Source organism: Pseudomonas fluorescens NCIMB 11764, assembly GCF_000293885.2.
In the GTDB taxonomy this organism is placed as follows: domain Bacteria; phylum Pseudomonadota; class Gammaproteobacteria; order Pseudomonadales; family Pseudomonadaceae; genus Aquipseudomonas; species Aquipseudomonas fluorescens_B.
This window is the reverse complement of record NZ_CP010945.1, coordinates 3,292,406-3,311,548: the sequence shown is the minus strand read 5'-3', so window position 1 is coordinate 3,311,548 and position 19,143 is coordinate 3,292,406. Positions and strand designations below refer to the sequence as shown.

At 60.3% G+C, this 19,143-nt stretch carries 12 protein-coding genes and 1 other RNA gene; 6 read left to right on the top strand and 7 right to left on the bottom strand.

Annotated elements, in window-relative coordinates; all coding sequences use genetic code 11:
• Positions 1–391 precede the first annotated feature (391 nt).
• Positions 392–706, top strand: a complete 315-nt coding sequence (locus B723_RS15195; RefSeq protein WP_017337518.1) for a helix-turn-helix domain-containing protein — start codon at positions 392–394, stop codon at positions 704–706.
• 184 nt (positions 707–890) lie between these two features.
• On the opposite strand, the gene ffs is transcribed toward B723_RS15195, so the two are convergent.
• The 6 genes from ffs to B723_RS15170 form a co-directional block, all read right to left on the bottom strand.
• Positions 891–987: signal recognition particle sRNA small type (ffs, locus tag B723_RS32255), an RNA gene on the bottom strand.
• A gap of 127 nt (positions 988–1,114) precedes the next feature.
• The gene (locus tag B723_RS15190) at positions 1,115–2,278 is read right to left on the bottom strand and encodes a zinc-binding metallopeptidase family protein (protein ID WP_017337517.1); all 1,164 of its coding nucleotides are present in this window, start codon (positions 2,276–2,278) and stop codon (positions 1,115–1,117) included.
• A 229-nt stretch (positions 2,279–2,507) separates the two neighbouring features.
• Positions 2,508–4,862, bottom strand: coding sequence for an NAD-dependent DNA ligase LigA (gene ligA, locus B723_RS15185; protein WP_017337516.1), 2,355 nt, complete (start codon positions 4,860–4,862; stop codon positions 2,508–2,510).
• A gap of 156 nt (positions 4,863–5,018) precedes the next feature.
• Complete coding sequence (gene zipA, locus B723_RS15180; RefSeq protein ID WP_017337515.1) at positions 5,019–5,873, bottom strand: cell division protein ZipA; 855 nt, start codon at positions 5,871–5,873, stop codon at positions 5,019–5,021.
• 258 nt (positions 5,874–6,131) lie between these two features.
• On the bottom strand, positions 6,132–9,620 hold the full coding sequence (smc, locus tag B723_RS15175; RefSeq protein WP_017337514.1) for a chromosome segregation protein SMC: 3,489 nt from the start codon (positions 9,618–9,620) through the stop codon (positions 6,132–6,134).
• Between the two features lie 2 nt (positions 9,621–9,622).
• Positions 9,623–10,282, bottom strand: coding sequence for a GntR family transcriptional regulator (locus B723_RS15170; RefSeq protein WP_031318616.1), 660 nt, complete (start codon positions 10,280–10,282; stop codon positions 9,623–9,625).
• A gap of 268 nt (positions 10,283–10,550) precedes the next feature.
• Between B723_RS15170 and xdhA the strand changes: the two genes are divergently transcribed.
• From xdhA to guaD, 4 genes are all read left to right on the top strand, one after another.
• Positions 10,551–12,005: a xanthine dehydrogenase small subunit gene (gene xdhA, locus B723_RS15165; protein ID WP_017337512.1), complete on the top strand. Its 1,455-nt coding sequence runs from the start codon at positions 10,551–10,553 to the stop codon at positions 12,003–12,005.
• Positions 11,998–14,397, top strand: coding sequence for a xanthine dehydrogenase molybdopterin binding subunit (gene xdhB, locus B723_RS15160; protein WP_017337511.1), 2,400 nt, complete (start codon positions 11,998–12,000; stop codon positions 14,395–14,397). The genes xdhA and xdhB overlap by 8 nt, the downstream gene beginning before the upstream one ends.
• A 118-nt stretch (positions 14,398–14,515) precedes the next feature.
• On the top strand, positions 14,516–15,361 hold the full coding sequence (gene xdhC / locus B723_RS15155) for a xanthine dehydrogenase accessory protein XdhC (protein WP_017337510.1): 846 nt from the start codon (positions 14,516–14,518) through the stop codon (positions 15,359–15,361).
• Positions 15,362–15,369: 8 nt separating this feature from the next.
• The gene (guaD, locus tag B723_RS15150) at positions 15,370–16,674 is read left to right on the top strand and encodes a guanine deaminase (protein WP_017337509.1); all 1,305 of its coding nucleotides are present in this window, start codon (positions 15,370–15,372) and stop codon (positions 16,672–16,674) included.
• 178 nt (positions 16,675–16,852) lie between these two features.
• Here the strand turns inward: guaD and B723_RS15145 are convergent, their stop codons facing one another.
• The gene (locus B723_RS15145; protein ID WP_008027375.1) at positions 16,853–17,617 is read right to left on the bottom strand and encodes a GntR family transcriptional regulator; all 765 of its coding nucleotides are present in this window, start codon (positions 17,615–17,617) and stop codon (positions 16,853–16,855) included.
• A gap of 291 nt (positions 17,618–17,908) precedes the next feature.
• Here B723_RS15145 and B723_RS15140 point away from each other — a divergent pair, with 291 nt between their 5' ends.
• A complete protein-coding gene (locus B723_RS15140; protein WP_017337508.1) occupies positions 17,909–19,099 on the top strand; it encodes a benzoate/H(+) symporter BenE family transporter in 1,191 nt (396 codons plus the stop codon).
• The last annotated feature ends 44 nt before the right edge of the window (positions 19,100–19,143 follow it).

Genomic DNA, 19,143 nt, shown 5'->3' with positions numbered 1-19,143 from the left:
TGGTACCGCTCGACCAGCGCACAATGCCCGGAAGAGATGTTTTGAATCGTCCTGCGCAGAGCCACGTGATCACTCCATTTACAGCGATTGATGGCCCATTGGCAGCCGAAGATCAACTAGGCTCAAAGACCCTGATAAAGGGCAGGAACAACGATTTCGGTAACATTTTGCAAGGCCTCAGGATCGCATCACGGCTCCGCATACCGCTCGCAGGAGCGCAATGCGGGCTCATCCATATCAGCCGAACTTCCGAAAACAGATCACCGAATACCCCTTTGGATCGGCGATTCTACGAAATGCATCACATTTTGCAAAGCAAGGTGATGGATCATGCAGTTGTCTAATGCAAAAATCTATCGTTAAGTTCTTGATTCTAAATGGGAATTGAGCGATGCAAATTTCAAGTTTGGGTCCAGCCATCCGGCGTTACCGCAAGGTCGCGGGGCTTACTCAGGCTGAACTCGGCGAAAAAACCGGTTTTGACCCCAAAACCATCAGCCGCTTCGAAACCGGCACCTACACTCCCAGCGTGGAAGCTCTGTTCCTGCTTGCCGACGTGCTGGACGTGAAGCTGAAAGCCTTTTTCGCAGATATGGGCGACGAAGACGAACAGCGGGCGTACCTGTTCGCAGTCATACACAAGGCCACCCCGAAGGATCTGGGAAAGCTGATTGCAGCGGTTGACCAGGCCTTGTCCAAGCCTTAGTGGCAGAAATGAAAAAAGGAGGCCGACTTGTCGTGATTCGACAGGTCGGCCTCCTTTTTTTGCGTCCGCTTTTCAAAAACGCAAACGACGAAAATCCGCCCTGGATGAAATCCATGGCAGAGCGACAAGACGGTTTTTTTGATGGATAACGCGAGAGAAGGCTCGCGAGGCGTTATGGAGGCAACCCCACCAGCCACACCCCGGCACACAATGTTCCCGCTGTGGCTGCTTCCTTCCGGATCTGACCAGGTTCACGGGTAATCGTTGCGGGGGGACCGATGGGGTCACCATAACGACGCTCACCTGACGGCGAACCGCGCCATTGTACCTGTCTGAGACGAAGTTACAACCGTTCGAGTGGATTAAAAATATGAACGGCTTCAAGGACATGCGGTACGCCTGAAAATCCTATTGCGCCAACACCTCATCCGCCCTGCCACCCTCCTGCTGGATCACCAGGTGAATGAAGTGCAACTTGGCGATTACCGCCAGCGGCAGGACGAATGGATAGAAATCCGGCTGGCCCATGCTGCGCGACAGTTCGTTGAGCATCCCGGCCAGTTCGATCCAGGCATTGACGAAGGACAGGAACGCCGCGCCGCCAGGATGTTGCGGATCGTAGAGCGTGTCGAGCGGGAACGGCTGGTAGTCGAAATCCATGTCCCGCGCGCTCATGCCGAAACCCAGGGCCGTGTCCACCGCGTCCATCATGTGCAGGTAATGCGCCCAGGTTTCTGCCCAGTCTTCCCATGGATGCATGGTGGCGTAGGCGCTGACGAACTGTTGCTGCCAGTCGAGCGGCGCGCCTTGCTGGTAATGGCGATCAAGGGCATCGGCGTAACTCGCGCGCTCATCACCAAACAGGTTGCGAAACGGTTCCAGCCACTGGCCGCTGGCGATCAGCCGATCCCAGTAATAGTGCCCGACTTCATGACGAAAGTGCCCGAGCAGCGTGCGATAGGGTTCGTGCATTTGCACCCGGACCTGCTCGCGGTGGGCGTCGTCGGCTTCCTTGATATCAAGGGTGATCAGGCCGTTGGCATGACCGGTGGTCGGCGGTTTGCCTTCGAGATCGACACCCATGAAATCGAAGGCCAGTCCGGTCTCTTCGTCCACGGTTTTGGGGATGACCTGCAACCCCAGGCTGACCAACTGCGCGACCAGCCGACGCTTGGCGGTTTCGACTTTGCGCCAGCGTTCGTGATTTTCAGGAATCGATAAATCAGGAATGGTGCGATTCAGGCTACAGGCGATACATAACGCATCATGGTCGTTGGCGGGCAACAGCCAGTTGCACGCGGCAGGGGAATCGAGATTGGCGCAGCGGCGGAACACACCGGCGTCTGGATCGGCATCGAGAATCCAGGTGTCCGCGTGCAAGCCGGGTTGCAGCGACGACAAGCGACTGTGTTCAGGCTGATAGCCCAATGCCGCTGAACAGGCCAGGCACTGGCTGTTGCGAAAGAACAGCGACTGCCCACAGCGGCAATGCCAGACCTTGCTGTTGCGCGAACGCTCGCCGATGAAGGGGGCGGCAATGCGCGAGCTGAGCTGTTCGAAGAAGCGGTGCATGGCGATCTCTCCCTGGGGCTTGCCAAGACTAGATCATTGCCGCGCGAAGATCGTTCCCACGATAAACACACTGGTGTGCATTGCTTTTGTGGCGAGGGGATTTATCCCCGTTGGGCTGCACAGCAGCCCCAAATCCGGCAATTGCATTATCACAGACAGATTGCGGGCACCGGTTTTGCGACGACTGCGTCGCCGAACGGGGATAAATCCCCTCGCCACAGGTTTTGTGTCAGACCGGGATGCCGTGTGTTTTCAGGAAATCGACAAACGCTTCTTCATCGAGCACCTTCAACCCCAGCTCATTGGCCTTGGCCAACTTGGAGCCGGCCCCGGGCCCCGCCACCACGCAATGGGTCTTGGCCGATACCGAGCCGGCCACCTTGGCGCCGAGGCTTTCGAGTTTGTCCTTGGCGACGTCACGGCTCATCAATTCCAGCGAACCGGTCAGCACCCAGGTCTGCCCGGCCAGCGGCAGTCCTTCGACGACTTTCTTCTCGCTCTGCCAGTGCATGCCAAAATCACGCAACTGCTTTTCGGCGGCTTCAGCGATCTGCCGATTGTCCGCAACCGCAAAAAACTCGCGGACCGAATTGGCCTGTTTCTCCGGCAGCGTCTGACGCATGTCCAGCCAGTCAGCGCCGAACACGCCTTCCAGCGAACCGAATCTGTCCGCCAGTTTCTGCGCCCCGCCCGGTCCGACCGACGGAATGTTCAGCTTGTCGAGGAAACCGCCCAGCGTCGTGCTGGCGGAAAATTCGGCCCCCAGCTCGCCCTGATCCTGAATCTGCAGGCCATGCTTGAGCAACTTCGCAATAACCTGCTGGTTATGCGCATCTTCAAAGAAGCTATGGATCTCGTGAGCCACTTCCAGGCCGACATCCGGCAAGTACGTGAGCACGTGCGGCAATGCTTGCTGAACCCGCTCCAGCGAGCCGAGAGAGCGCGCCAGAACCTTGGCCGTCTCTTCACCGACATCGGGAATACCGAGGGCGTAGATAAACCGCGCAAGGCTGGGTTTCTTGCTGTCTTCGATAGCGCTTAGCAGCTTCTTGCTCGACAGCTCCGCAAACCCTTCCAGATCGACAATGTCGTCAAACTTCAAGGCATACAGATCGGCCGGAGAACTCACCAGGCCTTCATCGACCAGTTGCTCGACGCTTTTATCGCCAAGCCCTTCAATGTCCATCGCACGACGCGAAACAAAGTGAATGATTGCCTGCTTGAGCTGCGCACCGCAGGCCAGTCGCCCGACACAGCGATACACCGCGCCTTCACTGACGGTCTCGCGCCCCTTGCTGCGTTTGACCAGCTGCGTGCGTTCGACATGGGACCCACACACCGGGCACTCCTGCGGAATCTGCACCGGACGCGCATCATCCGGACGGCGCTCCACGACCACTTGCACCACTTGCGGAATCACATCGCCCGCACGGCGGATGATCACGGTGTCGCCGATCATCAGGCCCAGACGCGCGACTTCGTCCATGTTGTGCAGCGTCGCGTTGGCCACGGTGACACCCGCCACCTTGACCGGTTTCAAGCGCGCCACGGGCGTTACCGCACCAGTACGACCGACCTGGAACTCGACGTCGAGCAACTCGGTGAGCTCTTCCATGGCCGGAAATTTGTGGGCAATCGCCCAGCGCGGCTCGCGAGCGCGGAAACCCAGCTCACGCTGGGAGGCGATGCTGTTGACCTTGAACACCACGCCGTCGATTTCATAGGCCAGCCCGTTGCGGCGTTCACCGATGTCGCGGTAGTAATCCAGGCACTCATCGATACCGTGCGCCAGTTTCAACTCGCGACTGATGGGCAAGCCCCACGCCTGAAGCTGTTTCAGATTGCCGATGTGCGTGTCGGCAATGTCCGCCGAAACCTGGCCGATGCCATAGCAACAGAACTCCAGCGGGCGGTTGGCAGTGATCTTCGAATCCAGCTGGCGCAAACTGCCCGCCGCCGCGTTGCGCGGGTTGGCGAAGGTCTTGCCGCCGACTTCCAGTTGCGTTGCGTTGAGCCGTTCGAAACCCGCTTTGGACATGAACACTTCGCCGCGCACTTCGAGGGTCGCCGGCCAGCCGCTGCCTTGCAGTTTGAGCGGGATGTTGCGCACGGTGCGCACATTGACGCTGATGTCTTCGCCGGTGGTGCCGTCACCGCGGGTGGCGCCACGCACCAGCACACCGTCCTGATAAAGCAGGCTGACCGCCAGGCCATCGAGTTTCGGTTCGCAGCTGTATTCCACCGCACCGCCACCGAACAGGTCGCCAGCCGGCAGATCGAGGCCTTCGGTCACCCGACGATCGAACTCGCGCATGTCGGTTTCTTCGAAGGCGTTGCCGAGGCTGAGCATCGGCACTTCGTGGCGCACCTGAGTGAACGCCGACAGCGCCGCGCTGCCGACGCGCTGGGTCGGCGAGTCGCTGGTGACGAGGTCGGGGTTGGCCGCTTCAAGGGCCTTCAGCTCATGGAACAACCGGTCGTATTCGACGTCCGGAATGCTCGGCTCGTCCATCACGTGGTAGCGATAGTTGTGCTGATCCAGCTCAGCGCGCAGCTCTAGAATGCGGGTTTTGGCGGCGGTCATGGGTGTTCTCTCATAAAGCAAAAGAGCAGCCGAGGCTGCTCAATCTCATTTCATCAAGATCAGGAGATCGCAGCCTCGTTTCACTCGACAGCTCCTACAGGTATTGCGATTTTCTGTAGGAGCTGTCGAGTGAAACGAGGCTGCGATCTTTTGACCTTAGCGTTTCTGGGTCAGGGCGCGACGTTCGAATTCAACGATGCGCTGACGGTAATGCTCGATCGTCTGTGCGGTCAGGACGCTGCGCTGGTCGTCTTTCAGTTCGCCGTTCAGTTCCTGGGACAGTTTGCGCGCCGCAGCCACCATCACGTCGAAGGCCTGCTTCGGATGACGCGGGCCTGGCAAGCCGAGGAAGAAACTCACGGCCGGGGTGCTGAAGTGGTCGATGTCGTCCAGATCGAAGATGCCCGGCTTGACCGCATTGGCCATCGAGAACAGGACCTCGCCATTGCCGGCCATGCTTTCGTGGCGGTGGAAAATGTCCATCTCGCCGAAGCGCAGACCGCTTTCCAGAATGTTCTGCAACAGCGCCGGGCCCTTGAAGCCGGCAGCGTCGCGGCAGATCACGCTGATGACCAGCACTTCTTCGGCTTGCGGTTGTTCCTTGTCACTGACTGACGGCGAGGCCTTGGTGTCATCCGGGAAATCGTCGTCACGGCTGCTGAAGCTCGGGCCGCCATCCAGATCCAGGCTGAGGTTCATGTCGCCTTGCGACGGTTCGCCATGGCCACGCTTGCCGCGCTTGGAACCCGATTCCCGCGGTTCACGGGCAGGCATGCTCACCGACGGCAGGTCGTGCTCGTCCAGTTGCGGTTCCTTGTGCGTATCCAGGACGCGGGGCGGGCCCAACAGCTCGGCGCTGGTGTCCTCGTCCGGCAAATTGGACAGGCTCCGGTCCAGACGGAATTTCAGTTTTCCCTTGCCGCCGCGCATGCGACGCCAGCCATCGAAAAGAATACCGGCAATGACAATAATGCCGATGACGATCAGCCACTCGCGCAGACCGATTTCCATGTAATCCCGTGCCTCTATAAAAAATGCTGAAAAATAAGGGGTTTACAACTCGCAAACCGCTTTAAAACGTGGCGCCAACTCTATGTTCTGACAGGCGTTTTGCCCACGTATACGAAAAATTGACATTAAACTAGCACGACCCAAGGCAACTTTACACCGTCTGTCACAATGGCTTGCGCGAATATGTCGATTGGCCAGCTAGTAGAAGCGATCAGAAAAGCCCTACAGACTAAAAATACTCGCCCTTCAAGCGCGGGTTCAGGCATCCACCATCGCCATCGCCTCCTCGACATCCACTGCCACCAGACGCGAGCATCCCGGTTCGTGCATCGTCACCCCCATCAATTGATCGGCCATTTCCATGGCGATCTTGTTGTGGGTGATGTAGATGAACTGCACCGTCTGCGACATCTCTTTCACCAGCCGTGCGTAGCGTCCAACGTTAGCGTCATCCAGCGGCGCATCCACTTCATCAAGCATGCAGAACGGCGCCGGATTCAATTTGAAGATCGCAAAAACCAGGGCCAGTGCGGTCAGGGCTTTTTCGCCGCCGGAGAGCAAATGGATGGTGCTGTTCTTCTTTCCGGGCGGCTGCGCCATGATCGTCACCCCTGTATCGAGTAGATCTTCGCCCGTCAGTTCCAAATACGCGCGTCCTCCACCGAAAACTTTTGGGAAAAGCGCCTGTAAACCGCCATTGATCTGATCAAAGGTATCTTTGAAGCGGTTGCGGGTTTCCTTGTCGATCTTGCGAATCACGTTCTCCAGGGTATCCAGCGCTTCGACCAGATCGTCGTTCTGCGCATCCAGATAACGTTTACGCTCTGATTGTTGCTGATATTCGTCGATGGCCGCGAGGTTGATCGCGCCGAGGCGCTGAATGCGCGCGGCAATGCGCTCGAGCTCCTCTTCGGCGTCCTTTTCGCTGGCTTCGGTCGTCAGCGTGGCGAGCACGCCGTGCAGGTCGTAGCCGTCTTCCAGCAATTGATCTTCCAGGGTCTTGCGGCGCACGGTCAGGGCTTGCCATTCCATGCGCTGCGTTTCCATCTGGCCACGAATCAACTGCGATTGCTGCTCGGCCTGGTTGCGGCGCTTCTCGGCGTCACGCAGTTCACGGTCGGCGTCTTCAAGGGCAATTTGTGCGGTCTTGAGTTCTTCGTCGACGGTCATGCGCTTGTCGAGCAACTCTTCGAGCTTCAAGCGCAGCTCTTCCAGCGGCGCCTCGCCCTCCTCCAGATTGAGGCTCAGCTGTTCGCGTTTTTCAGTCAGGCGCTCGGACTGCATCTCCAGCCGTTCCAGCGCCTGACGCGTCGAGTCGTGTTGCGCCTTGAGCGATCCCAGACGCACCGCCAGTTGATGCGCGTGATCCTTGTGCTGACGGGCCTCCTGGCGCACGCGGTCCAGCCGCTCGCGCAGGCTGTCGCGCTGGGCCAACAGCAATTCGCGCTGCTCGGTGTCCAGCGCCATGGCATCGAGGGCCTCCTGCAATTGCAGGCGCGCTTCGCCGATGTTTTCGTGCTCCAGAGCGCGCTGTTCGGCCAGCTCGGTGAGTTCTTCATCGAGCCGGGTACGGCGCAAGGTCAGTTGCTCGACCTTGGCCTTGCCCGCGGACAACTGAGCTTTCAATTCGCCTTGCTGACGCGCTTCGTCTTGCAGCAGACGGCGCAAATGCTCGCGGCCGTTTTCCTGCTGACGCTGTTGCGCCCGCAGATTTTGCAGTTGGGTTTCCAGAGTTTCGACCGTGGCTTCACGCTCTTCACGCTCAACAGTCAGGTGCTGGATTTCCTGACCACGGGCGAGCACGCCGCTTTCCGCTTCGCTGGCCCGGCGCACACGCAGAAAGTGGCGCCCGACCCAATAACCGTCGCGACTGATCAGGCTCTGGCCGGCGCTCAACTGACCACGCAGGGCCAAGGCCTGTTCGAGGCTTTCAACCGGTTTGACCTGCCCCAGCCAGGGCGACAGATCGACCTGCGCCTCGACCTTGTCGAGCAGGCTGCCGGGCACGCGCACGCCATCACTGGCGGGGCTGAGCAAACGCAAATCGCCCTGGGCAAAACCGGCCAGATCGAAATCACCGAAATCGTCCACCAGCACGGCTTGCAGATCGGCACCGAGCACGGTTTCCACCGCCAGCTCCCAACCGGCTTCAACCTTGAGGCCTTCGGCCAGTCGCGGGCGATCAGCCAAATGTTGTTCGCGCAGCCATTCAGCAGTGCCGGTGCCCGGATCGAGCGCGGCTTGCTGCAAGGCTTCAAGCGAGGCGAGACGGCCGTTGAGGCGCTGCAAATCGCCCTGCGCCTGTTGCTGGGCCGACAGCGCTTGCTGCAATTCCTGACGCAGTTGCTCAAGGCGCTCGACCTGGGCCTCTTCACTGGCCTGCAAGTCTTCCAGCGTCGCTTCACTCGCGGCGAGTTGCTCGCTGAGTTCCATGATCGCCAGGTCTTCCGGGTCCGCCGAGAGCAACGCGCGCTCTTCGCCGAGACGCTTCTGACGATCCGCCAGGCGTTCCATGCTGGTTTCCAGCTGCTGGATGCGCGATTGCTGGACTTCAGATTGGCGACGCGGTTCGGCGGCGGTCAGGTTGAACGTATCCCACTGTTCCTGCCAACCGTGCATGGTGGTTTCGGATTCTTCCAGCGCGGCGGCGGCCTCTTCAGCGGCAGCGCTGGTGACTTCCTGCTCCGGCGTGAGCATGTCCAGCTCTTCGCCGAGGGTCAGCAGCAACGTGCGGTCGTGGCCCAGATGCGATTCGGTTTCCAGACGCGCGCGCTCGGCTTCTTTCAAATCGTCCTGCAACTGACGCAAACGTTGCTGGCCGTGCTGGATGCTCTGCTCGACCCGGGCGATGTCGCCGCCGACCGAATAGAAACGCCCCTGCACCAGATTGAAGCGCTCGGACAGGTCATGGTGCCCGTCACGCAAGCGTTCGATGCTCGCGTCGGCGTTGCGCTGCTCGGCAACCAGCGCTTCGAACGTGACTTCCTGGGTGCCGATGATCGCTTCGCGCTGTCCGACCTGTTCGTTCAACGCCTGCCAGCGCAATGCTGACAGTTGCGCCTTGAGCTGACGCTCCTCGCCCTTGTATTCCTGATACTTCTTGGCCGCCTCGGCCTGGCGGTGCAGGCGTTCGAGCTGACGCGTGAGCTCTTCGCGCAAGTCCGTGAGGCGCTCCAGGTTTTCGTGGGTGCGCCGAATGCGGTTTTCGGTCTCGCGCCGGCGCTCCTTGTACTTGGAGATGCCCGCCGCTTCTTCAATAAAGTTGCGCAGGTCTTCGGGCTTGGACTCGATCAGTTTGGAGATCATCCCCTGCTCGATGATCGAGTAGCTGCGCGGGCCCAGGCCGGTACCGAGAAAGATATCGGTGATATCGCGGCGACGGCACTTGGTGCCGTTGAGGTAATACGTGGTCTGGCTGTCGCGGGTGACTTTGCGGCGAATGGAGATTTCCGCATAGGCGGCGTACTCGCCGAGCAAGGTGCCGTCGGAGTTATCGAACACCAGTTCGATGCTGGCCTGGCTCACCGGTTTACGGCTGGTCGAACCGTTGAAGATGACGTCGGTCATCGATTCGCCACGCAGGTTCTTGGCCGAGCTCTCGCCCATCACCCAGCGTACGGCGTCGATGATGTTCGATTTGCCGCAACCATTGGGCCCGACCACCGCCGCCATGTTACTGGGGAAGTTCACCGTGGTCGGATCGACGAAGGATTTGAACCCCGCCAGCTTGATGCACTTGAGCCGCACGCTTAAGCGTCCGTCAGGGCAGAGATCACCAGATCGCAACTGCGCTGGCAATACGCCGTCAGCACGGTCCGGATCAGCGCATCGTCACGGGCGATCACGGCCGCCAGCAAGCGTTCGAACAGTTCCAGATACTCGCTCATCGAGGCCTTGCGCTGCTCCAGGGCGAGGAAATACGCACGGCTCATGGCCGGCTGCAGATTCTCGACGGTTTCCTGCAAGTACGGGTTGTTGGCAAACCCGTACGTGGCGCGCATCACATTGAAACTGTCGTCGACGAAGGTGTGAATGTCCTGGCGCTCGTAGCTTGCGGTCAGGCGCTGCTGGATCTGCACGAACGGCGCCAGGTCGGCCTGGACTTTCCACCCCGTGGCCACGGCATTGGCGAGCAGGATGTACATCTCGCCCATCAGCGCGCACAGGCTCCGCACCTTGTGCGCGGTGAGTTCGGTCACATGTGCGCCGCGTCGCGGCAGGATCGCGATCAGGTGGCGGCGCTCGAGGATCAGCAAGGCTTCACGGACCGAGCCGCGGCTGACATTGAGGGCCTGCGTGACCTTCTGTTCCTGGATGCGCTCCCCGGGCTTCATTTCGCCACGAATGATGCGTTCGGCGAGGTGGTGAGCAATTTGCTCGGCGAGGCTGTCCGGCGCCTTGAACGTCATGGTTGTCCCTTCAAACTCTTCGATCTGCACAAGCGGCGCAGTGTAGCGCAGATGAAGGGTCATGGCGGAGTGCCCACTCGGCGGTTTTTGGCACGAATCCCGCAAAAAAGCAGGCAATCCCGTGAGGGTCAATAATGAAGGAACAGGTTGTTGATCGACAAAATGCTATTTCCTGACCTTTAAGTCAGAAAATCATTGACCCGAAAGTCAGACCTGATAAATTCGGTCCAAGTCGGTTAACAACAATAATGAGTCTGCGAGGCCTTCCGTGATCCAGTTTTTACTAAACCAGGAACTCCGTAGCGAGCACGCCCTGGACCCGAACCTGACCGTGCTCAACTATCTGCGCGACCATGTGGGCAAACCCGGCACCAAAGAAGGCTGCGCCAGCGGCGACTGTGGCGCCTGCACCGTGGTGGTCGGCGAGCTGCAAACGGATGACGATGGCCGCGAACACATTCGCTATCGCAGCCTCAACTCGTGCCTGACGTTCGTTTCGTCGTTGCACGGCAAACAACTCATCAGCGTCGAAGACCTCAAGCACCAAGGCGAACTGCACAGCGTGCAGAAGGCCATGGTCGAGTGCCACGGCTCGCAGTGCGGTTTCTGCACCCCCGGCTTCGTGATGTCGCTGTTCGCGCTGCAAAAGAACAGCGATCAGCCGGACGCGCATAAAGCGCACGAAGCGCTGGCCGGCAACCTCTGCCGCTGCACCGGCTATCGGCCGATCCTGGAAGCGGCCGAGCAGTCCTGCTGCGGCAAGCAACCTGACCAGTTTGATGCTCGCGAAGCCGATACCATCGCCCGCCTGAAAGCCATCGCCCCCACCGATATCGGCGAACTCAACAGTGGCGACAAGCGCTGCCTGGTGCCGCTGACCGTCGCCGATCTGGCTGACCTCTACGACGCTTATCCACAAGCCCGGCTGCTGGCCGGCGGTACGGACCTGGCACTGGAAGTCACCCAGTTCCACCGCACCCTGCCGGTGATGATCTACGTCGGCAACGTCGCCGAAATGAAGCGCATCGAACGCTTTGACGATCGCCTGGAAATCGGCGCTGCGACCGCCCTCTCCGATTGCTACGAAGCCTTGAAAGCCGAGTACCCGGACTTCGGCGAATTGCTGCAGCGCTTCGCTTCCCTGCAGATTCGCAACCAGGGCACCCTCGGCGGCAACATCGGCAACGCCTCGCCCATCGGTGACTCGCCGCCCCTGCTGATCGCCCTCGGCGCGCAAATCGTCCTGTGCAAAGGCGAGGCCCGCCGCACCCTGGCGCTGGAAGATTACTTCATCGATTACCGCGTCACCGCGCGCCAGGAAAGCGAGTTCATCGAGAAGATCATCATCCCGCGTGCCAGTGCCGAACAGCTGTTCCGTGCCTACAAGGTTTCCAAGCGTCTGGACGATGACATTTCCGCCGTCTGCGCCGCCTTCAACCTGCGCCTTGAGAACGGTGTGATTGCTGATGCCCGCGTGGCGTTTGGCGGTATGGCCGCCATCCCGAAACGCGCCGCCCACTGCGAAGCCGTGTTGCTCGGTTCACCGTTCAACAACGCCACCGTCGAACGCGCTTGCGCTGCGCTAGCCGAAGATTTCACGCCGCTCTCGGACTTCCGCGCCAGCAAGGAATACCGCCTGCTCAGCGCGCAGAACCTGCTGCGCAAATACTTCATCGAACTGCAAACGCCGCACATCGAGACTCGGGTGACCGCTTATGTCTAACCATCACGCCGTAGAGAAGACCCAGGCCGAACTGGCTGAACTGTTCGCCAAGGACCTGACCACCGGTGTCGGTCGCAGCGTCAAGCACGACAGTGCCGCCAAGCATGTATCCGGTGAAGCGCAGTACATTGACGATCGACTGGAATTTCCTAACCAGCTGCACGTTTACGCCCGCCTCTCGGACCGCGCCCACGCGAAAATCATCAGCATCGACACCCGGCCTTGCTACGCCTTCGAAGGCGTGCGCATCGCCATCACCCATGAAGACGTGCCAGGCCTGAAAGACATCGGCCCATTGCTGCCGGGCGACCCATTGCTGGCCATCGATGACGTGCAGTTCGTCGGTCAACCCGTGCTCGCCGTTGCGGCGAAAGACCTGGAAACCGCGCGCAAAGCGGCGATGGCCGCGATCATCGAATACGAAGATCTGGAACCGGTGCTGGACGTGGTCGAAGCCCTGCGCAAACGCCACTTCGTGCTCGACAGCCACACGCATCAGCGGGGTGATTCGGCCGGTGCCCTGGCCACCGCCGAACATCGTATTCAAGGCACGCTGCACATCGGCGGCCAGGAACACTTCTACCTCGAAACCCAGATTTCTTCGGTGATGCCCACTGAAGATGGCGGGATGATCGTCTACTGCTCGACCCAGAACCCGACCGAAGTGCAGAAACTGGTGGCCGAGGTTCTGGACGTTTCGATGAACAAGATCGTCGTCGACATGCGCCGCATGGGCGGAGGCTTCGGTGGCAAGGAAACCCAGGCCGCGAGCCCGGCGTGCCTGTGCGCGGTGATCGCGCACCTCACCGGCCAACCGACCAAGATGCGCCTGCCGCGGGTCGAAGACATGCTGATGACCGGCAAGCGTCACCCGTTCTACGTCGAGTACGACGTCGGCTTCGACAGCACCGGCCGCCTCCACGGCATCGCCCTGGAACTGGCAGGCAACTGCGGTTGTTCGCCGGACTTGTCGGCGTCGATTGTCGACCGCGCAATGTTCCACGCCGACAATTCGTATTACCTGGGCGATGCGACCATCAACGGTCACCGCTGCAAGACCAACACCGCGTCGAACACCGCTTACCGGGGTTTCGGCGGCCCGCAAGGGATGGTCGCCATCGAGGAAGTGATGGACGCGATCGCCCGCCATCTGGGCCTCGATCCGCTGGCGGTGCGCAAGGCCAACTACTATGGCAAGACCGAGCGCAACGTCACCCATTACTACCAGACCGTCGAGCACAACATGCTCGAGGAAATGACCGCCGAACTGGAAGAAAGCAGCCAGTACGCCGAGCGCCGCGAAGCGATTCGGCGCTACAACGCCAACAGCCCGATCCTGAAAAAAGGCCTGGCGCTGACGCCGGTTAAATTCGGTATTTCCTTCACCGCCAGTTTCCTCAATCAGGCCGGTGCGCTGGTCCATGTCTACACCGACGGCAGCATCCACCTCAACCATGGCGGCACGGAGATGGGCCAGGGCCTGAACACCAAAGTCGCGCAGGTCGTGGCCGAAGTGTTCCAGGTGGAAATGAACCGCGTGCAGATCACCGCAACCAACACCGACAAAGTGCCGAACACTTCGCCGACCGCAGCCTCCAGCGGCGCCGACCTGAACGGTAAAGCCGCACAGAACGCGGCTGAAATCATCAAGAAACGCCTCGTGGAATTTGCTGCGCGACAGTACAAGGTCAGTGAAGAAGACGTGGAATTCCACAACGGCCACGTGCGGGTTCGCGATCACATCCTGACCTTCGAAGCGCTGATCCAGCAGGCGTATTTCGCGCAGGTTTCGCTGTCGAGCACCGGGTTCTACAAGACCCCGAAAATCTTCTACGACCGCAGTCAGGCGCGTGGTCGGCCGTTCTATTACTACGCCTTCGGCGCGGCGTGCTGCGAAGTGATCATCGACACCCTGACCGGCGAGTACAAGATGCTGCGCACCGACATCCTCCACGACGTCGGCGCCTCGCTGAACCCGGCGATCGACATTGGCCAGGTCGAGGGCGGCTTTATCCAGGGCATGGGCTGGCTGACCATGGAAGAGCTGGTCTGGAATGCCAAGGGCAAGCTGATGACCAACGGCCCGGCGAGCTACAAGATCCCGGCGGTGGCGGACATGCCGCTGGACCTGCGGGTGAAGCTGGTGGAGAACCGCAAGAACCCGGAAGACACGGTGTTCCATTCCAAGGCAGTGGGTGAGCCGCCGTTCATGCTCGGCATTGCATCGTGGTGTGCGATCAAGGATGCGGTGGCGAGCCTGGGCGACTACAAGCATCAACCGAAAATCGATGCACCGGCGACGCCGGAGCGGGTGTTGTGGGGGTGTGAGCAGATGCGGCAGTTGAAGGCGGCGAAGGCCGTTGAAACTGAAACCGAGCTGGCTCCGCTCTAAGGACCGAGGCGCGGCCAATCGCTGGCAGGCCAGCTCCCACATTTGGAATGCATTCCCCTGTGGGAGCTAGCCCGCTGGCGATGAGGCCCGAACAGACCACACAGATGTCGAGGTGAATATGTACAACTGGATCGACGCCCTCGCCGACCTGCAAAACCGGGGTGAACCCTGCGTGTTGGTGACCATCATCGAAGAGCTCGGCTCGACGCCGCGCAATGCCGGTTCGAAGATGGTCATCAGTGCCACCCAGACCTTCGACACCATCGGTGGCGGGCATCTGGAATACAAGGCCATGCAGATCGGTCGCGACATGCTGGCCAGCGGCAAACAGGACACGCACCTGGAACGCTTCAGCCTCGGCGCCAGCCTGGGCCAGTGCTGTGGCGGCGTGACCGTGTTGCTGTTCGAACCGATGGGCCAGGTGCAGGCGCAGATCGCCGTGTTCGGCGCCGGCCATGTCGGCCGGGCGCTGGTGCCGCTGCTCGCCAGCCTGCCCTGCCGGGTACGCTGGATCGATTCGCGGGAAGACGAATTCCCCGAACAGATCCCCCACGGCGTTCGCAAGATCGTCACCGAAGAGCCGGTGGATGAAATCGACGACCTGCCCGCCGGCAGCTACTGCATCGTCATGACCCACAATCACCAGCTCGACCTCGAACTCACCGCCGCGATCCTCAAGCGCAACGACTTCGCCTACTTCGGCCTGATCGGCTCGAAGACCAAACGGGTGAAGTTCGAACATCGCCTGCGCGACCGTGGTTTTGACAGCAGCGTGCTGCAACGCATGCGCTGCCCGATGGGCATTGGCGAAGTCAAAGGCAAATTGCCTGTGGAAATCGCCATCTCCATCGCCGGCGAAATCATCGCCACCTATAACGCCAGTTTCGGCCAGCAGACCGCCAGCGCCGGATCATCGATTGCCAAACTGCTGCCTGCTTCACGCCGCAGCCAAGCCTCCCACTGAGAAAGCTCATGCCTCTGACTCGCAAAGCCTACCGCGCCGCCATCCTGCACAGCATCGCCGACCCCGCCATCGTTGGCATCGAAGCCTCCTACGAGTATTTCGAAGACGGCTTGCTGGTGGTCGATAACGGCCAGATCAGCGCGCTCGGCCACGCCAGCGAACTGCTGCCAACCCTGCCCGCCGATATCGAGATCACTCATTATCAGGATGCGCTGATCACCCCCGGCTTCATCGACACCCACATTCACCTGCCGCAAACCGGCATGGTCGGCGCCTACGGCGAGCAGTTGCTGGACTGGCTCAACACCTACACCTTCCCGTGTGAAAGCCAGTTCGCCGACAAGGCTCACGCCGACGAAGTCGCGGGCATTTTCATCAAGGAACTGCTGCGCAACGGCACCACCACCGCGCTGGTGTTCGGCAGCGTGCACCCGCAATCGGTGAACTCGTTCTTCGAGGCCGCCGAACAGCTGGACCTGCGGATGATCGCCGGCAAAGTGATGATGGACCGCAACGCGCCGGACTACCTGACCGACACTGCCGAATCCAGCTACGTCGAAAGCAAGGCGCTGATCAAGCGCTGGCACGGCAAGGGTCGCTTGCACTACGCCGTCACCCCGCGTTTCGCCCCGACCAGCACCCCGGAACAACTGACCCTCGCCGGCCAGTTGCTGAGCGAATATCCGGACCTGTACATGCAGACCCACATCAGCGAAAACCTCAAGGAAATCGAGTGGGTCAAGGAATTGTTCCCGGAGCGCAAGGGTTACCTCGACGTCTACGATCACTACCAGTTGCTGGGCGAGCGCTCGGTGTTCGCCCACGGCGTACACCTGTGCGACGACGAATGTGCGCGCCTGGCAGAAACCGGCTCGGCGATTGCGTTCTGCCCGACCTCGAACTTCTTCCTCGGCAGCGGCCTGTTCAATTTGCCGATGGCCGAGAAGCACAAGCTGAACGTCGGTTTGGGCACGGACGTGGGTGGCGGCACCAGTTTCTCGCTGCTGCAAACATTGAACGAGGCGTACAAAGTCATGCAGCTGCAAGGTGCGCGACTGAGCCCGTTCAAATCGCTGTACCTGGCGACCCTCGGCGGTGCACGTGCGTTGCGTCTGGAAGACAGGATCGGCACGTTGCTGCCGGGTACCGATGCGGACTTCCTGGTGCTGGATTACAACGCGACGCCGTTGCTGAGCTATCGCTTGAAGCAGGCCAATAACATTGCCGAGACGTTGTTTGTGCTGATGACGCTGGGGGACGACCGGACGGTTCTGCAGACGTATGCGGCGGGGAATCAGGTGCATCAGCGCTAATTCTTTCAGGCATAAAAAATCCCCCAGTGGTGTTCAGCCCTGGGGGATTTTTGTTGCCGGTCGGATTGCTATCGCTGGCAGGCCAGCTCCCACAGTGATTTGTGGTGTCCACAGTATCTACCGTACATCCAACAACCTGTGGGAGCTGGCCTGCCAGCGATTGGGGCACCCCGGTCCATCAGATTTTCGCTGGCGAACGCCCTGGCTTCTTGGTCTGCAACAAATGAGAGAACACCGCATGCAAATCATCCGACGCACTTTCCTCGTCGAGGTTGAGTTTGCTGTCGATGTGATCCATGTGATGCATCATCAGGTTCACCGCCAACTCACCGTTGCGCGCTTCGATGGCGTCGATCAGTTGGGTGTGCTCGTCGTAGGAACAGTGCGAGCGGTTGCCACTTTCATACTGGGCGATGATCAATGAAGTCTGGGACACCAGGCTGCGCTGGAAGCTGATCAGCGGAGCGTTCTTCGCCGCTTCGGCCAGTTTCAGGTGAAATTCGCCCGACAGACGAATGCCGGCACCGCGATCGCCACGGGAGAAGCTGTCGCGTTCGTCGTTGACCATTTGGCGCAATTCGGCGATCTGCTCGGCGGTGGCGTGTTGTACCGCCAGTTCAGTGATCGCCCGCTCGACCAGACGCCGGGCGAGGAACACCTGCCGCGCTTCTTCTACACTCGGGCTGGCAACCACGGCGCCACGGTTCGGCCGCAGCAGCACGACGCCTTCATGGGCCAGACGCGACAGCGCGCGGCGAATGATGGTGCGACTGACCCCGAAAATTTCCCCCAGCGCTTCTTCGCTCAACTTGGTGCCGGGCGCCAGGCGCTGTTCGAGGATGGCCTCGAAGATATGCGCGTAGACAATATCGTCCTGGGTCCCGCTGCGGCCGGCTTTGCCTGCTCGCGGTTGTTTCTTGAGGGGTTGCAACTGTTCGTTCATGGGCACTCGAGTCGGGAGAACTGCGGCGAATTGACCGTGACTGTAATACGGCACAGTGGGTCGCTGGCAAGTATCGCGTAAAAAACACCGCGATTGTACACAATGGATGGTGGCAACACGACTGTACGGCTGTTTGTCGCCTTTGCTGTATTGCAACGATTGCTTACGTTTGAGTTTAGGCTTATCCGCAGAATCCGCAGCGCGATCTCCTGCAGTAGCCAAAAACCGGCTCCTGCAAGATTTCTTGCGTTGCTGTGGATATTTTCGTACGCATGAAGGAACACCGCTGTCATGAACGACGCCACGCACACGCAGCTCCGCCCGTTGGCGGATACGTCCCCTTCCGCCATCGTTGCAGGATTTATCGCGATGATGACCGGCTACACCAGTTCCCTGGTGCTGATGTTCCAGGCCGGGCAAGCGGCAGGCCTGACCAGTGGGCAGATTTCTTCGTGGATCTGGGCGATCTCCATTGGCATGGCGGTGTGCTCGATCGGCCTGTCCCTGCGTTATCGCACGCCGATCACCATCGCCTGGTCGACACCCGGCGCGGCGTTGCTGATCACCAGCCTGGGCGGTGTGAGCTACGGCGAAGCCATTGGCGCCTACATCACCTGCGCGGTGCTGGTGACAGTTTGTGGCTTGACCGGTAGCTTCGAACGCCTGGTGAAGAAGATTCCGGCGTCATTGGCCGCGGCGTTGCTGGCGGGGATTCTGTTCAAGATCGGCAGCGAAATTTTCGTCGCAGCCCAGCATCGCACTGCACTGGTATTGGGAATGTTCTTCACGTACCTGGTGGTCAAGCGTCTGTCGCCGCGCTACGCCGTACTCGCTGCATTGCTCATCGGTACGGCGCTGTCAGGGTTCATGGGGCTGCTGGATTTCAGTGCGTTTCACCTGGAAGTGGCGACACCGGTCTGGACCACGCCGCACTTTTCCCTGGCCGCGACCATCAGCATCGGCATCCCGCTGTTCGTCGTGGCGATGACCTCGCAGAACATGCCGGGCATCGCCGTGCTGCGCGCCGACGGCTACACGGTACCGGCCTCGCCGCTGATCACCACGACGGGCATCGCCTCGTTGCTGCTGGCGCCGTTCGGCTCCCACGGGATCAACCTGGCCGCCATCAGCGCGGCGATCTGCACCGGCCCGCATGCCCACGAGGATCGCAACAAGCGTTATACGGCGGCGGTCTGGTGCGGGATTTTCTACGGGATCGCCGGGGTCTTCGGCGCGACGCTGGCGGCGTTGTTCGCGGCGTTGCCAAAAGAACTGGTGCTGTCGATTGCGGCGCTGGCGCTGTTCGGTTCGATCATCAATGGCTTGAGCATTGCCATGGCCGAAGTGAAGGAACGTGAAGCGGCGTTGATCACCTTTATGGTCACGGCGTCGGGGCTGACGCTGTTTTCCATCGGTTCGGCATTCTGGGGGATTGTGGCGGGGGTGTTGACGCTGGTGATTCTGAATGGGCGTAAAGCCTGAAAGAGCAAAAGATTTTCACATAAAAAAACGGCGACCCGCGGGTC

Coding starts and splice junctions, on each gene's coding strand:
- zipA (WP_017337515.1), bottom strand. CDS start 5,873: ATGGAAATCGGTCTGCGCGAGTGGCTGATCGTCATCGGCATTATTGTC.
- B723_RS15195 (WP_017337518.1), top strand. CDS start 392: ATGCAAATTTCAAGTTTGGGTCCAGCCATCCGGCGTTACCGCAAGGTC.
- xdhB (WP_017337511.1), top strand. CDS start 11,998: ATGTCTAACCATCACGCCGTAGAGAAGACCCAGGCCGAACTGGCTGAA.
- B723_RS15190 (WP_017337517.1), bottom strand. CDS start 2,278: ATGCACCGCTTCTTCGAACAGCTCAGCTCGCGCATTGCCGCCCCCTTC.
- ligA (WP_017337516.1), bottom strand. CDS start 4,862: ATGACCGCCGCCAAAACCCGCATTCTAGAGCTGCGCGCTGAGCTGGAT.
- B723_RS15170 (WP_031318616.1), bottom strand. CDS start 10,282: ATGACGTTCAAGGCGCCGGACAGCCTCGCCGAGCAAATTGCTCACCAC.
- guaD (WP_017337509.1), top strand. CDS start 15,370: ATGCCTCTGACTCGCAAAGCCTACCGCGCCGCCATCCTGCACAGCATC.
- B723_RS15145 (WP_008027375.1), bottom strand. CDS start 17,617: ATGAACGAACAGTTGCAACCCCTCAAGAAACAACCGCGAGCAGGCAAA.
- B723_RS15140 (WP_017337508.1), top strand. CDS start 17,909: ATGAACGACGCCACGCACACGCAGCTCCGCCCGTTGGCGGATACGTCC.
- xdhC (WP_017337510.1), top strand. CDS start 14,516: ATGTACAACTGGATCGACGCCCTCGCCGACCTGCAAAACCGGGGTGAA.